Origin of the sequence: uncultured Aliiroseovarius sp. (assembly GCF_947492455.1) — a bacterium.
In the GTDB taxonomy this organism is placed as follows: domain Bacteria; phylum Pseudomonadota; class Alphaproteobacteria; order Rhodobacterales; family Rhodobacteraceae; genus Aliiroseovarius.
The window spans coordinates 102,987-117,599 of record NZ_CANLNB010000001.1 but is presented as its reverse complement, the minus strand read 5'-3'; the positions used below and the strand labels follow the sequence as shown (position 1 = coordinate 117,599).

Sequence of the window (14,613 nt, the reverse complement as noted above, 5' to 3'; positions counted from 1 at the left end):
GAAAAACTCGTGAAGCATTTCGTTGGAATACTGCGGCGCGAGAAACCGGAATCAGAAGGCGCGCGGCATGAACAAAGAATTCTTCAAACTGCTGGAAGAGATGAACAAGTCCGGGGACAATCCCTTTGGCGCTTGGGCGGAAACGTGGATGTCCTATCAGAAAGACATGGCCAAGCTGTGGATGACCACCGCGCTGAAAGCGGGCGACGGGATCGAGCCGTCGAAGGATCACCGTTTCAAAGGTGACGCGTGGAACGAAGGCGTCTTCCCGCTGCTGCGCCATTCCTATGAACTGACCGCGAAGGCGATGGTAGACATGGCCGACAAGGCCGGGCTGTCCGAGCAGGAACAGGACAAGCTAAGCTTCTACGCCCGCGTTGCCGCCGACAACATGTCGCCCTCGAACTTCCTGGCCACCAACCCCGAAGCGCAGAAACTGGCGCAGGAAACTGGTGGGCAAAGCCTGATCGACGGCTTCCAGAACGTGATGGAAGATCTGGAAAAGGGCTATATCAGCACCACTGACGAAGATGCGTTCGACGTGGGCAAGAACCTTGGCACCACGCCCGGGTCGGTGATCTATCGCAACGAGCTGATCGAGCTGATCCAGTACAAGCCGATGGCCGCAAAGACCCGAAAGGCGCCGATCCTGATCGTGCCGCCCTGCGTGAACAAGTTCTACATCTTTGATCTGAACGAAAAGAAATCCATGGTGCGCTATCTGCTGGAACAGGGGCAGAGCGTTTACATGATGGCATGGCGCAACCCCAGCGCCGAACTGGGCGATCTGGGCTGGGACGAGTATGTCTCGGACGGGATTTTCGAAGCGCTGCGCGTGACGTCCGAGGTGTCGAAATCGGACGCTGTGGACATCATGGGCTGGTGCAATGGCGGCACCATGCTGGTCGCGGCTTTGGCCGTCATGCCGGACGATCTGAAAGCCAAACTTGGCACCGCAACCTTCCTGTCCTCGATGATCGACTTCGCCGATCCGGGGCAGTTGAAAGTGTTCATCGATGAACCGCAGGTCGAGGTCTATAACCAGCGCCTGCAATCCGAAGGGGTGGCCCCCGGCCGCGACATTGCAAACGCCATGGCGATGCTGCACGTGAACGAAAGCATCTGGGGCTTCGTGGTGTCGAACTATCTGATGGGCAAGTCGCCTGCACCGTTCGACGTGCTGTATTGGAACTCGGACACGCAGAACCTTCCGGCCAAGTGGTACAGCTTCTTCGTGGAAGAGATGTACATGGCCAACAAGCTGAAAGAGCCGGGCGCGCTGACCCTTTGTGGAACGCCCGTGGACACGCGCAACATTGATGTGCCGTGCTATTTCCTGGCGGCCGACGGCGACCACATCGTCCCGTGGAAATCCTCGTACACGGCGACCGAATTGGTATCCGGCCCGACCGAGTTCGTGCTGACCACGGGCGGCCATGTCTCGGGCACGGTAATCAACCACCCGGCCAAGACCCGCCGCAAATTCTGGGCAGATGGCTCGGATGGCTCTGGTGCCGAAGGTTGGCAGGAAAGTGCCGCGCTGACCGACGGCAGCTGGTGGCCCCATTGGCTGGAGTGGCTGGACAAGAACAACCCCGCTGAACGCGGCGCGCCCGCCAAGACGCTGGGCAACCGCAAGTACAAACGTCTGGCCGACGCCCCCGGCACCTATGTGCTTGAGGGCAAGGATTGATGGGCGTGCAAGAGGTGATCGACACCATCGACCAGTCCGAGTTCCACATGATCGAGGTGGACGGCGCGAAAATCCGTTACCTCCATCGCGTCGTGAATTCGGACCTGCCGCCGCTGCTGGTGTGCAACGGCCTTGCTCAGTCCATCGAGGTTCTTCTGCCGTTGTTGGATGAGATCAACGATCGCTGCCTGATCGCGATCGACATGCCCGGCACGGGACGCTCGCATATGATCGAGGGGGTCTCGACCATTCCGGACTATGCGGATTTCACGCTGCGGGTGCTGGATCAGATCGGGATCGAGAACTTCGATATCCTCGGCATCTCGTGGGGTGGCGCATTGGCGCAGCAGATCGCCCATATGGTCCCGGACCGTGTGGCGAAGCTGGTACTGGCGATCTGTTCCGCGGGCGGCATCGGCAGCTGGTGGGGCACCCCCATCGCGCTGTCCGAAATCATGTTCCCGCTGCGTTTCACCAGCAAGGCCTATGGCAATTTCATCGGTCCGTTGATGTATGGCGGCGAGGCGATCTTTGCGCCTGCCGAATTCCGCGAGTACTCGAAACACGCGATCCGTCCCAGCCCCGAGGGGTATTTCTCGCAGGTGCGGGCGATGTGTGGCTGGACCAGCCTGCCTTGGCTGCGCACGCTGACCCAGCCGACGCTGGTGATCGCCGGCAAGTATGATGGGCTGATCCCGATCACCAATCAGATCCTGCTGTCGAACATGCTGCCGAACGCCAGTCTGCACGTGTATCCCGCAGGTCACCTGCTGATGTACACCCAGCGCGAGGAAGTCGGGGCCGAGATCACGACTTTCTTGGGGAAGGACTGACCTTTAGGGTTTGGCAATCAGAAAGCACTGAATGTCGGCCACATTGGTGCCCGTCGCGCCGGTCATCAACAGATCGTCCGAGGCCGCAAGCGCGGCGTAGCTGTCGTTGTTGTGTAGAAGCGCGGCGGGGTCTACCCCTGCGGCGCGCATGCGGTTCAAGCTGTCCACATCCACGATGCCACCCGCCGCATCGGTCGGCCCATCGCGCCCGTCCGTGCCGCCGCTCAGGAACACCCAATCGCCCTGCAATCCGCGCGCGGCGGCGCCGGTCGCCACATGAAGCGCGAGTTCTTGATTGCGACCGCCCCGCCCGGTGCCGGTCAGGTGCACTGTGGTTTCGCCCCCCGCCAGAAGGACAGATAAGGTGCCAGCAGGCGCAGCCTCGGCTGCGTCCAGAAGGGTGGATGCCGCGTCTTTCACATCCCCGGTCAGCATATCCGAAACGATCTGAACCGCGCCGATGCCCTGAGCCTCGACCTCGGCTGCGCGCAGGCTGTGGCCGTTCGATCCGATCAGATGGTTCTGGGCGGTTTGCGGCAGGTCGTCAGCCATGTCAGGCTGCGCCAGATGCGCTTGGACCGACGTGGGAAGATCTGACCAAACGCCTGCGTCCTCGCAGATTGCACGGGCGTCTTTCCGCGTGCCGATGGGCGCCACAGTGGGTCCGCTGGCAATCGCGCACAGATCGTCTCCGATCACGTCGGACAGGATATAGGCGGTCACCGGCGTGGGGTTTGCAACCCGCAACATGCCGCCGCCTTTCAACTGGCTCAGCTGTTGGCGCACAAGGTTCATCTGGGTGATGTCGATGCCCGCGCCCAGCAAAAGCGCGCTGACCTTCCCTTTGACCTCGATCGAGATCCCATCCGCAGGCAGCGCCATCAGCGCCGACCCCCCGCCCGAGATCAGGGCGATCACTCGGTCCTCGGCCCCGGCTTGCGACAGCAGCTCTTTCACCGCCTGCCCTGCGGCCAGACTGTGCTGGTCTGGCACCGGATGTGCGCCGTGCAGAAGGGTTGCACCCTCGACCGTTTCCTGGTTCTCGGGATGGGTGACGATCAAGGCCTGGCGCGGACCGTCAATGTGCTGCAATGCCTCGCGCATCATGGCGGGGGCGGCTTTGCCGATGCTGACGATATAGCTTTTCCCGCTGGGGCCGGGTGTCGGAAACGGTGACTGGCCAATCGCCTTGCGGACGGCCAGCGCAGGGTCGGCGGCCTCGACCGCTTTCGCGAAGATCCGACGTGCCGTCTGACGGAGTGTATCGATGCGCGGACTGATCATGGGGCGCTCGCGCCGAGGGAAATCAAAGATGCGCTGCGCCAAGGTGAATGCTCGTTCATAGCGTCAGCTATAGCGCGGCTTAGGTGTCGGTCAAAGGGTGTCAACAAAACAGACACGCAGGCAATACCTGCATCTATTTTTTCGCTGGAAGGGAAAATGGCGCTCTGGGGAGGATTCGAACCCCCGACCCCTTGATTCGTAGTCAAGTACTCTATCCAGCTGAGCTACCAGAGCGCGGTAGGCGGGGATGTAACTGGACCGCCGGGGGTTTGCAAGGGCGAAAGTCGAAGTTTTTTCGACTTTTTCGCAGAAGCGCATTCAACCCTCGTACTGCCCCTTATTTTGCTGACCCTGCCCAGCGGGACAGCACCGAGGCGATATCTTGCGGGCGCTGTTCCTCTCCGGCTCTAGCGTGCAGGGTGCTGCCGGACATCTGCGGAGCAGGGCTTGGCTGGGCCACACCGTCGATCGTGGCAAAGCTGCTGCGGGCCGCGTTATGCGGGTGGGTGGGGGCCTCGGCCAACGACAGGACAGGGGCGCAGCAGGCATCTGTGCCTTCCAGCAAACCGGCCCATGCGTCGCGTGTCTTTTCCTTGAAACGCTGGGCGAAGGCTGCCCGAAGTTTTGGCCATCCTTCTACATCGTGCTGGTCCGGAAGGCCTGCATCCGCAAGCCCGATCCGCTCCAGAAACTCGGCATAGAACTTGGCTTCCAACGCGCCCACCGTCATGTGTCCACCACAGGCGCATTCATAGACCGCATAGAACGGCGCGCCGCCGTCTAGCAGGTTGGCCTCGCGCTGATCAGCCCAGATGCCCGACCCGTAAAGCGAATAGATCATCGCCATCAGATGCGCAGTTCCATCGGTGATGGCCGCATCCACCACCTGCCCACGCCCGGTGGTCTTTGCCGCATGCAGCGCGGCCAACATGCCAGCCACCAGATACATGCCGCCGCCACCAAAGTCGCCCAACAGGTTCAAGGGTGGTACGGGATGTGCCCCGCCAATCGCATGCAGCGCGCCCGAGATGGCGATATAGTTGATGTCATGCCCCGCCGCATGGGCCAACGGACCGCTTTGGCCCCAACCCGTCATACGGCCATAAACCAGCGCGGGGTTGTCCGGAAAATCACCCGGGCCCAGTCCCAACCGCTCCATCACGCCGGGGCGCATGCCTTCGATCAGCATGTCCGTGCGATTGATCAAGTCATGCGCGGTGGCGCGGTCGGCATCGGACTTCAGATCCAGCTCGACAAAGCCGCGCCCGCGGTTCAGCACATCTACCTTTTGCGGGATCAGCGCCTTCAAGTTCGGACGCTGAATGCGCACCACATCCGCCCCCATATCCGCCAGCCACATGGCCGCAAAGGGGGTGGGGCCAAGCCCTTGAATTTCAATAACCTTCAACCCTGAAAGAGGTTTCCCTGTGCTCATGCCCTGCTCCTTCGCATGACTGCATTTCCTTGCCACAAATATCCCGGGGTGAGCCCGGAACGGGCGAGGGGCAGAGCCCCATCAGGCTCACACCGTGAGCCATCGAAAGCGCGCCCGACGCAACGCAGCGGGCGCCCTGTGCTTACACGTCAATCGACCGTGCGATCAATTCCTTCATGATCTCGTTCGTGCCGCCATAGATCATCTGCACCCGCGCATCCGCATAGAGCCGCGCAATGGGGTACTCCATCATATAGCCATAGCCGCCGAACAACTGCAGACACTCGTGCATAATCTCGTTCTGGACCTCGGTGCCCCAATATTTCGCCATCGAGGCGGTGGGCGCGTCCAGCGTCCCCGCGATCAGCTGAGCGATGCAATCGTTGACGAAACTGCGCAGAACCTCGGCCTTGGTTTTGCACTCGGCCAGCTTGAAGCGGGTATTCTGGAAGTCCATCACGCGCTGTCCAAAGGCTTTGCGTTCCTGTGTGTAGGCCACGGTCTGCTCGATCGCGAAGTCAATGGCGCCAAGCGCCTGAATGGCGATCAGCAGACGTTCCCACGGCAGCTGCTTCATCAGTTGATAAAAGCCCTGACCCTCTTCCGCGCCCAGCAGATTGGTCAGCGGCACCTTCACGTCTTCATAGAACAGCTCGGACGTGTCATTGGCTTTCATGCCCAGCTTTTTCAGGTTCTTACCACGCTGGAAGCCCTCGCACTGGTCGGGTTCGACCACGATCAGGGACACACCTTTTCCGCCCGCGCTTGGATCCGTCTTGCAGACGGTGATGACCAGATCGGCGGCCTGACCGTTGGTGATGAAAATCTTCGATCCGTTGATCTTGTACTGGTTGCCGTCCTTCTCGGCCCGCGTTTTCACGGCCTGAAGGTCCGATCCGGTGCCCGGTTCGGTCATCGCAATCGCGCCCACGATCTCGCCCGAGGCAAGACCCGGCAGCCAGCGCGCCTTCTGCTCCTCGGTGCCATAGGCGGTGATGTAGTGGGTGACGATCGACTGAATGCCATAGCCCCAGCCGCAATCGCCTGTGCGGGTCTGTTCATAGATCACGACGCTTTCGAACCCCATGTCGCCGCCCGCGCCGCCATGTTCCTCGGGAATCGCGCCACCCATGATCCCCGCCTGACCGGCGGTGTGCCAAAATTCGCGGTCGACGATACCTTGATCGACCCAGCGTTCGATATTGGGGGAAAGTTCGTCCGCGAAGAAGCGGTTGGTCATGTCTGCGAACATGCGATGTTCGTCGCTGATCCAGCTGGCCGAGGGCGAAAACAGGCTCATGGTGGCCTCCGATTTGACGTTGTTTTTCAAACTATAGGCCGCGCATTTGGCAATCGGACTGGTAACGTGACGTTACACGCGCTAAGCGGACGCAAGGGAACTTGTGCAATTGCGCGACAATCCACTGCAAACCGCCCCAAGGGGTATGTTTTGCGTGCGTTGAGCGTATGGATCACGTAATGAGATTGAAAAGATATTAGACGGAGACCGCGGTGACTACTGCACGGGTGGATTTCATCAAATACGCAGCGCTTGGCGTGCTGGCCACGGCGGCAACGCCTGCCCAGGCGCAAGTCGGGACCGAAACCTCAAGCTATACGATGTTCGGGACGCCGGGTCTGATCCTGATGCCCACGGCCGAGGTCGCGGAAGACAGTGAGCTGGCGATTACGTATTCGCATTTTGGTCCAAATACCAATGGCGTACTGACTTTTCAAATCTCCCCGCGTTTGTCGGGCACCTTCCGTTACTCGAGCATTGACAACTTTTGGACCAGCGGCCCCCAGACAGGTCAAAGCTTCAATGACGGCAGTTTCGACCTGCAATATCGCATCCTGAATGAATCGGATTACCTGCCGGCTGTCTCGGTTGGTTTGCGGGATTTTGTCAGTAAGGGTGCCAATTCTGGCGAATACATTGTTGCGACGAAAAGCTTCGGTGACCGGCTGCGCGTACACGGCGGCTTGGGCTGGGGGCGTTTGGGGTCACACAACCCAATCGGCGCGACCGGTGGAGCTCGTGCGCCGTGGGATCCGAACCAAGGTAGCTCTCTTAACGCGAACCAATGGTTTCGTGGGGATTTCGCCCCATTTGGTGGGTTGAGCTACAAGGTTAATGACAAGCTAACATTTAAGGCGGAATATTCGTCAGACGCGTTTGTTGAGGAAACCCAGCGCGGATTGGTCGAGTATAACTCTCCTTTCAACTTTGGCATCGACTATCAGATTTCGCCATCTGCGCATCTGAACGCTGCCTATGTCGCAGGGAGCATGTTCGGTGCGGGTCTGACGTTCACCATGAACCCCCGCAAGCCCCCGGTCTATTCGGGCAGCGAAAAGGCCCCGCTGCCGGTGAAACCGCGCCCATCTCGTGCTGACTCGGCTGCGTGGAGCACGGAGTGGGTGAGCAACCCGGAAGATCATGCTGGCATCAAGAGGGTTGCCTCGGACGCGCTTGGTAAAGAAGGCATTCAACTGAAAGCCTTGGCGCTGACGGCCACGCGGGCTGAAGTGAAGATTGAGAACAATCGGTATAACGCGCTGGCGCAGGCCGTAGGTCGCACCGTACGCATTTTGACCCACGCCACACCGCCCTCGGTCGAGACATTTGAGGTGACCGTAGTCGCGAATGGCATCCCGTTGTCGACGGTGTCTATGCGCCGCAGCGATGTCGAGCGACTAGAGCACGCGCCCGCCAACGACATGTACGCTCGCGTCACCATTGACGAAGCCTCTCCCGTTGCCGTGCAGAATTCTGAGCTGGCGAACCATGACACGCGTTTCACCTGGGCATTGGCGCCGTATCTGAAGCTCAGTTTCTTTGATCCGACCAAGCCGATCCAAGGGGATTCTGGGGTGCGTCTGAGCGCGAGCTACGAGGTCACTCCGAATTTCGTCCTGTCGGGTGCGCTTCAGAAAAGCATCTGGGGGAATCTCGGCGATGATTCAGGTCCGAACACCTCGACTCTGCCCCATGTGCGCACCGATAGCGCGCTCTATGCGCAACAAGGCGATCCCGCGATCGCGCACCTGACTGCATCCTGGTACGAGCGACCCGGCAAAAACCTGTATAGCCGCGTCACCGTTGGTTATCTGGAACAGATGTTTGGCGGTGTGTCGGCGGAACTTCTTTGGAAACCTGTGGACAGCCGGCTTGCCCTCGGGGCCGAGATCGCATGGGTCAAGCAGCGCGACTATGACCAGCTTTTCGGCTTTCAGGATTATGATGTCGTGACTGGCCACGTCTCGGCCTATTACGATTTCGGCAACGGTTTCTCGACCCGCGTGGATGTAGGGCGTTATCTGGCCGGGGACTTTGGCGCGACGGTCTCGGTGGATCGAAACTTTGACAATGGCTGGAAGATTGGTGGGTATTTCACCAAGACCAATGCATCGGCAAGCGGCTCATTTGACAAAGGGATCCGCATCTCGATTCCGCTGGAATGGGCGCTTGGAAGCCCGACGAAAAGCGCATCCGTTGCCGAGCTACGATCGCTTAGCCGCGATGATGGCGCACGTCTGAGCGTCGAAGGTCGCTTGTTTGATTGGGTCGATCAGGGTCACGGTGATGCCTATTCTGGCCGCTGGGGCCGATTCTGGAGGTAACCGTGCTGGGATTTCATCTGACAAAGCCGCTGCGTGCGGCAGGTTTTGCGCTGTGCGCGGTTGCTGGTCTGGTGGCCTGCGGGTCTAATACGCAAGAAACCGAAATGTCCAATGTTGCGCTGGATGTTCTGAAACAGACAACCAGCAAACTGACCTCGAAGATTGGTGGAGGTAAGTCCAACGCGGGCGCTGCTCCGGCCGCTGCTGCGGATCCCGGTGCGCTGATCGCAAAGGCCTTGGCTGCCACAGATGGCCCGATTGCCATCGTGGTTCGTCTGGACACCAAGGCAGTGCTGGCGATGAACCCTGTGGGCACCAATGGCGATCACGTCACTTGGGGAAGCGCACCGGGGCAGGGGATCACCTATAACCGTGGTGTCATGACCAATACGCGCGGTCTGGGTGATGACCTGATGTCGTCACGCATTGATGACGCCGTGGCTGCGATCACCTCGCGCAGTGATGCCGAATACACGCGGTTTCACTATTATCTAGGGGATTTGGGGCAGACGACAGAGCTGCGGCTGAACTGTACGCTGCGTCGCGGGGAAACCGAAAAAGTCACCTTGGGCGAGATTGACGAGGATGCCGTCATTCTGAAGGAAACCTGCCGCTGGGATCAGATCGCGTTCAGCAATGTCTATTGGGTTGATGATGCTGGCCGCGTGCTGAAATCGAGCCAATGGGTCGGGCAGCGTATCGGCAGCTTGGCCATCCAAAACCTGCGCTTGTAACCTTTATCCACGTCTCTGAAATGCAAAACGGCAAGCCTGAAGGCTTACCGTTTCGTTCGTGTGCTTATGGGAAGGCGCACGACTTATCTTTTAATGCGGTCGTCGTCGTCCGAATCCGACGCAATGATGATGCCGGCGATCAGTGCCAGGCCCAGCAGTGCCAGACCGGTGTTGCCGATCGAGCTTGCAGCTTCTTCAACCACAACAACGTCTTCAACGATCGGGTCGCTGAAACCACCAGCAAAAGCGGGGGCGGACAGGGCGATCATGCCAGCAGCGGCAAGGGTCATTACTTTTTTCATATTTTGTGCTCCATAATGAATGGGCGGGCAGGATTATGTCAGTGCGCCACCCCACCGGTTTTTTGCATACTAAAGGCGGTCAAGAAAGTATGAACTGCGGGCTGCGTCGCGACCGTTTGCCCCACTCGGTTCCGCGTCTGCCGCCTGCCGCAACGCTGGTGCCCAGATGCGCGTGTCTGCCCGACTTTTGATGGCTTCCCGCTAAAACGCAAAACGGCAGGCCCGAGGGTCTGCCGTTTCATTCGAATGCTTTTTGAAAAGCAGACGTGTAATCTTATTCGGGGGCTTGCTCGTCCGAATCCGACGCAATGATGATGCCGGCGATCAGAGCCAGGCCCAGCAGTGCCAGACCGGTGTTGCCGATCGAGCTTGCAGCTTCTTCAACCACAACAACGTCTTCAACGATCGGGTCGCTGTAGCCGCCAGCAAAAGCGGGGGCGGACAGGGCGATCATGCCAACAGCGGCAAGGGTCATGACTTTTTTCATGTTACATACTCCATAATGATGCGCGGGCGTCGCTGTTTTAGCGCGCCGTCTCCTCGTACTTTGCACAGAACAGGTGGCTTTGGAAGGCTGTTATTCGGGCGGCGTTGGGCAGTGTTGCCAATTTATACCTTGGGCCTCCCATTCGAATTCACCTTTGATCTGATCACGTCGACAGATGGGCCATCCCCAAACACAAAACGGCAGGCCCGAAGACCTGCCGTTCCATCCGAATGCTTAGCTAAAAGCGATCGAATTAATCGTCGTCCGAGTCCGAATCCGACGCGATGATGATGCCGGCGATCAGGGCCAAGCCCAGCAGTGCCAGACCGGCGTTGCCGATCGAGCTTGCAGCTTCTTCAACGACAACAACGTCTTCAACGATCGGGTCGCTGTAGCCGCCAGCAAAAGCGGGGGCGGACAGGGCGATCATGCCAGCAGCGGCAAGGGTCATGACTTTTTTCATGTTACATACTCCTCAACAAATGGGCGGGCGTCGCTATTTTAGCGCGCCGTCCCTTCGTACTTTGCACAGAATAGGTGGTTTTGGAAGGATGAAGTTCTGGCGGCGTTAGGCAGTGTTGCCAATTTATACCTTGGGTCCTCAATGTGAATTCACTGTCAACCTAGGTGCGTCGGTAGATGGGCCATACCCAAAAGCAAAACGGCAAGCCCGAAGGCTTGCCGTTTTGTTAGAATGCTTCGTGGGAAGCAAGCTATTAGGGTTGCGTACGAACCGGAGTCGAATCGTCGTCCGAATCCGAAGCAATGATGATGCCGGCGATCAGTGCCAGGCCCAGCAGTGCCAGACCGGTGTTGCCGATCGAGCTTGCAGCTTCTTCAACCACAACAACGTCTTCAACGATCGGGTCGCTGTAGCCGCCAGCAAAAGCGGGGGCGGACAGAGCGATCATGCCAGCAGCGGCAAGGGTCATGACTTTTTTCATGTTACATACTCCATAATGGTGCACAGGCTCACTACTTTAGCGTGCCGTCACGCAATATTTCTCATAGAAGCGGTGGTTTTGGAAGGATGAACTGCCGACTACCCCTGCTTGACCAGCGAAGTTTGGCCGATGTGGCATGGTTGCCATACCCGCCTACTAGCCTGAAAATATCTGGGTCAGGAAAACCGCTCCACAGTACTGAGAGTTCGGGCGGATCCCGCCACCCGCACCGGTGTAGCGCAGGTTTCGGCGTAAGATATTCTTGCGGTGACCCGGGGATTCCATCCATTCGCGCACGGCGAGTCGTGCCAGGCTGCGATAGCTATGCGGCCCGATGCGCTGGCCGGCGGGCGTTGTGAACACGCATTTCCCCGAAGACCGAACCAAAAATTGGCGGTTGTCGACGTTGAAAAAGCGCATGACGCCGATGTTCTCGGCGCCCGTTTTGTACTTCAGGCCAGATGATTTAAGCCGCCCTTTCAGGTTACGTGATGTCCCACTGGATGCGTGGTGGCTAAGCTTGTCGGCCTTGGCCATCCACTTGGAATGTTTGCTGGCCTGCTTGCGCAAGCCGCTTGCCGCTGTCAGCTTTGGCAGGCCGTGTTTGCACCTATAAAAATTCACTTGCGCCAAGATCGCAGCATCCAAAAGCGCTTGGTTTAACCGTTTATAGGATAGGGGTTTTTCTTCGCCTGCGACGCGCGGAACAGAGCATTTGGCCTGCGCTGCAGCAGGTGTCAGGAGCACTGCCAAACAAACCGCCAGCAAGGCAAGGAACAAGGGGCGCAACATTTCTGTCTCCGATCAGAGTGGTAATAACGGATCCTAGAGCCTATTGTTCAATAAATGGTAGAGAAATGCGAGACCATTTCTTGGCAATTTTGTGGCGCCGTCCATTGACTTGGCGCGGTGTTTCCCGCACCTAAGTTGTGCAGTTTTATTAAATACATGAGAGTAATGACCGATGAAAATCGCAATGATTGGAACGGGCTATGTTGGGCTCGTATCGGGGGTTTGTTTTTCTGATTTTGGACATGAAGTCGTTTGCGTCGACAAGGATCCGCGCAAGATCCAGATGCTGGAAGCGGGGAAAGTTCCGATCTATGAGCCCGGGTTGGAAGACTTGATGGCGAAGAATGTTCAGGCTGGGCGCCTGACCTTCACGGGGAACCTGAAAGACGCCGTGTCGGGGGCTGATGCTGTATTCATTGCCGTTGGCACGCCGACGCGTCGCGGTGATGGCCACGCGGATCTGACCTATGTTTTCGCAGCTGCGGAAGAGATTGCCGAATCGCTGGACCACTATGCGGTGGTCGTCACCAAGTCCACGGTCCCCGTCGGCACCAATCGCCGCGTCGCCGAGGTCATCGCGAAGGCCGATCCGGATTTGGACTTCGACGTGGCCTCGAACCCGGAATTCCTGCGTGAGGGAGCTGCGATTGATGACTTCATGCGGCCGGACCGTGTGGTGGTCGGTGTCGAAAGCGACCGCGCTGCCCAAGTGATGGCCGAGATCTATCGTCCGCTTTTCCTGCGCGACTTCCCGATTGTCACTACCGATCTGGAAAGCGCCGAGATGATCAAATACGCCGCCAACGCGTTCTTGGCGACCAAGATCACCTTCATGAACGAGATCGCCGCGCTGTGTGAACGCGTGGATGCGGACGTTAAGCAGGTGTCGCGGGGCATCGGGCTGGATGGGCGCATTGGCAACAAGTTCCTGCATGCCGGGCCGGGCTATGGGGGCAGCTGTTTTCCGAAAGATACCAAGGCGCTGGCCCGTATCGGGCAAGAAAACGGCATGGCGATGCAGATCACAGAAACTGTGATCAACGTAAATGACAATGCCAAGCGCAGGATGATCGACAAGGTGGTCGATATGTGTGGTGGCTCGGTCTCGGGCAAGACCATCGCCGTGCTGGGCGTTACCTTCAAGCCGAACACGGATGACATGCGCGATGCGCCCAGCCTGACCATTGTTCCTGCCCTGATCGGTGGTGGGGCAACCGTCCGCGTGGTCGACCCTCAGGGGCGGGCCGAGGGCGAGGCGCTTTTGCCGGGCGCACATTGGTTTGAAGATGCGTATAAGGCCGCCGAGGGTGCCGATGCGGTTGTGCTTTTGACCGAGTGGAATGAGTTCCGTGCGCTGGACTTGAAACGTCTGGCGGACGGGATGAACACGGCAGCGATGGCCGATTTACGCAACATCTATTCGCCATTGGACGCGGAACGCGCGGGGTTCGTAGCCTATTCGGCCGTTGGGCGTCGCGGGTTTGGCTCCGGAGTGTGGTGATTGCCAAGGACGGGTGCCCGTTCATCTGTCGTTTGCTTTAAAGCGCGTCGCAGATGTTGGGTCTATAGGTAGTGCATCCGGCAGCGGCAAAACTTTTGCCACTGCCAAGTCTTCGTGCCGATTACAGCGCTGTGCCGTCTGCCACTTTCAGCCACGCCGTACCATCGCTATAGGCCAGCTGAGCGCCTCCGCTCGCATCCGACACAAAGGCGATTCCGCCCGCGCCGATGGTTGCCGCGGCGGGCAGATCGGCGGTCAGCACCGGTGTCAACTTCATCACGCCGTCCACGTCCAGCTTGGCGTCTGGGGTTTTGCCGATCCCAACGTCTCCGCCACCGGTGGCGACCACCGCACTGTTCCAGCTGGACCCGTCAGCGCTGGTTTTGATCGAGAAGTCGTCATTCCCCGCAAGCCCCATTTCCGCACGACCGGACCAGTTGTCCTGAAACAGAAGCGTGGCGGTATCGCCGACGCTGGCCTTGTTGACCTTCAACTGATGCGAGCTGCCCGCATGGGTCAAAAGCGTTGCGTCCGAAGACACGGCAAGCCGGTTGGTCGTATCGGCGCTGGTGTTGACGCCGACCAGATCCAGATTGTTGGTGTCGGGGGTTACTTCCCCCCACGCGCTGCCGTTGAACCGCACGGTCTCGGCCGTGGCCAGAACATCAGCGCGCCAACCTTCCAGCGGTACGAAAAACTGCCAAGTGCCGTTTTCCAACAGGGCAATGTTGTGATCCTGCCCAGCCCAGCCACCGGTTGCACCGCTGGCAACGATATGGCGATCCCCCTCTGCGGCAGAGACGGGCGGCGCAGTGCCATCTGCGCTTTGAACTGTCAGTTGGACCAGCACGTCAAGCACCCGAAGTGCTTCATTATGCGTAACATGCTTTTGCGCCTGAGACGGCTGGATCAGGGGTAGGGACAGGATGGGGGACTGGCTCATGAGGTTCTCCGCGAAAAGGTCGTTTCCGACCAAGTGATTGG

14 protein-coding genes and 1 tRNA gene are annotated in these 14,613 nt (G+C 59.0%); 5 read left to right on the top strand and 10 right to left on the bottom strand.

Translation table 11 applies throughout. The annotated features are described in order from the left end of the window. Positions 1-67 precede the first annotated feature (67 nt). Both Q0677_RS00630 and Q0677_RS00625 read left to right on the top strand, forming a co-directional pair. Positions 68-1,693 (top strand): alpha/beta fold hydrolase, encoded by a 1,626-nt coding sequence (locus Q0677_RS00630; protein WP_298904875.1) that lies wholly within the window; start codon positions 68-70, stop codon positions 1,691-1,693. Positions 1,694-1,698: 5 nt separating this feature from the next. Next, complete coding sequence (locus tag Q0677_RS00625; protein WP_298904872.1) at positions 1,699-2,526, top strand: alpha/beta hydrolase; 828 nt, start codon at positions 1,699-1,701, stop codon at positions 2,524-2,526. 3 nt (positions 2,527-2,529) lie between these two features. On the opposite strand, the gene Q0677_RS00620 is transcribed toward Q0677_RS00625, so the two are convergent. From Q0677_RS00620 to Q0677_RS00605, 4 genes are all read right to left on the bottom strand, one after another. Further along, positions 2,530-3,810, bottom strand: a complete 1,281-nt coding sequence (locus Q0677_RS00620; protein WP_298904870.1) for a DUF4147 domain-containing protein — start codon at positions 3,808-3,810, stop codon at positions 2,530-2,532. 157 nt (positions 3,811-3,967) lie between these two features. Continuing rightward, positions 3,968-4,044 (bottom strand) — tRNA-Arg (locus Q0677_RS00615). 103 nt (positions 4,045-4,147) lie between these two features. Beyond that, positions 4,148-5,245 carry a CaiB/BaiF CoA-transferase family protein gene (locus Q0677_RS00610; RefSeq protein ID WP_298904868.1) on the bottom strand — a complete coding sequence of 366 codons (1,098 nt, stop codon included), beginning with the start codon at positions 5,243-5,245 and terminating at the stop codon, positions 4,148-4,150. A gap of 142 nt (positions 5,246-5,387) precedes the next feature. Then, on the bottom strand, positions 5,388-6,545 hold the full coding sequence (locus Q0677_RS00605) for an acyl-CoA dehydrogenase family protein (protein WP_298904865.1): 1,158 nt from the start codon (positions 6,543-6,545) through the stop codon (positions 5,388-5,390). A gap of 212 nt (positions 6,546-6,757) precedes the next feature. On the opposite strand from Q0677_RS00605, the gene Q0677_RS00600 reads away from it, so the two are divergent. Then, positions 6,758-8,869, top strand: a complete 2,112-nt coding sequence (locus Q0677_RS00600) for a YjbH domain-containing protein (protein WP_298904862.1) — start codon at positions 6,758-6,760, stop codon at positions 8,867-8,869. A gap of 2 nt (positions 8,870-8,871) precedes the next feature. Then, positions 8,872-9,603 carry a YjbF family lipoprotein gene (locus Q0677_RS00595; protein WP_298904859.1) on the top strand — a complete coding sequence of 244 codons (732 nt, stop codon included), beginning with the start codon at positions 8,872-8,874 and terminating at the stop codon, positions 9,601-9,603. Between the two features lie 83 nt (positions 9,604-9,686). On the opposite strand, the gene Q0677_RS00590 is transcribed toward Q0677_RS00595, so the two are convergent. The 5 genes from Q0677_RS00590 to Q0677_RS00570 form a co-directional block, all read right to left on the bottom strand. Beyond that, positions 9,687-9,905: a hypothetical protein gene (locus Q0677_RS00590; RefSeq protein WP_298904856.1), complete on the bottom strand. Its 219-nt coding sequence runs from the start codon at positions 9,903-9,905 to the stop codon at positions 9,687-9,689. 274 nt (positions 9,906-10,179) lie between these two features. Then, positions 10,180-10,392, bottom strand: coding sequence for a hypothetical protein (locus Q0677_RS00585; RefSeq protein WP_298904853.1), 213 nt, complete (start codon positions 10,390-10,392; stop codon positions 10,180-10,182). Between the two features lie 253 nt (positions 10,393-10,645). Beyond that, positions 10,646-10,855 (bottom strand): hypothetical protein, encoded by a 210-nt coding sequence (locus Q0677_RS00580; protein WP_298904851.1) that lies wholly within the window; start codon positions 10,853-10,855, stop codon positions 10,646-10,648. Positions 10,856-11,108: 253 nt separating this feature from the next. Next, entirely contained in the window at positions 11,109-11,336 is a 228-nt protein-coding gene (locus Q0677_RS00575; RefSeq protein WP_298904849.1) for a hypothetical protein, read from the bottom strand. A 156-nt stretch (positions 11,337-11,492) separates the two neighbouring features. Beyond that, on the bottom strand, positions 11,493-12,128 hold the full coding sequence (locus tag Q0677_RS00570) for a CAP domain-containing protein (protein ID WP_298904847.1): 636 nt from the start codon (positions 12,126-12,128) through the stop codon (positions 11,493-11,495). A gap of 172 nt (positions 12,129-12,300) precedes the next feature. Between Q0677_RS00570 and Q0677_RS00565 the strand changes: the two genes are divergently transcribed. Continuing rightward, the gene (locus tag Q0677_RS00565; protein WP_298904845.1) at positions 12,301-13,629 is read left to right on the top strand and encodes a UDP-glucose/GDP-mannose dehydrogenase family protein; all 1,329 of its coding nucleotides are present in this window, start codon (positions 12,301-12,303) and stop codon (positions 13,627-13,629) included. 121 nt (positions 13,630-13,750) lie between these two features. Here the strand turns inward: Q0677_RS00565 and Q0677_RS00560 are convergent, their stop codons facing one another. Then, positions 13,751-14,572 (bottom strand): DUF2793 domain-containing protein, encoded by an 822-nt coding sequence (locus Q0677_RS00560; RefSeq protein ID WP_298904842.1) that lies wholly within the window; start codon positions 14,570-14,572, stop codon positions 13,751-13,753. Positions 14,573-14,613: the final 41 nt, after the last annotated feature.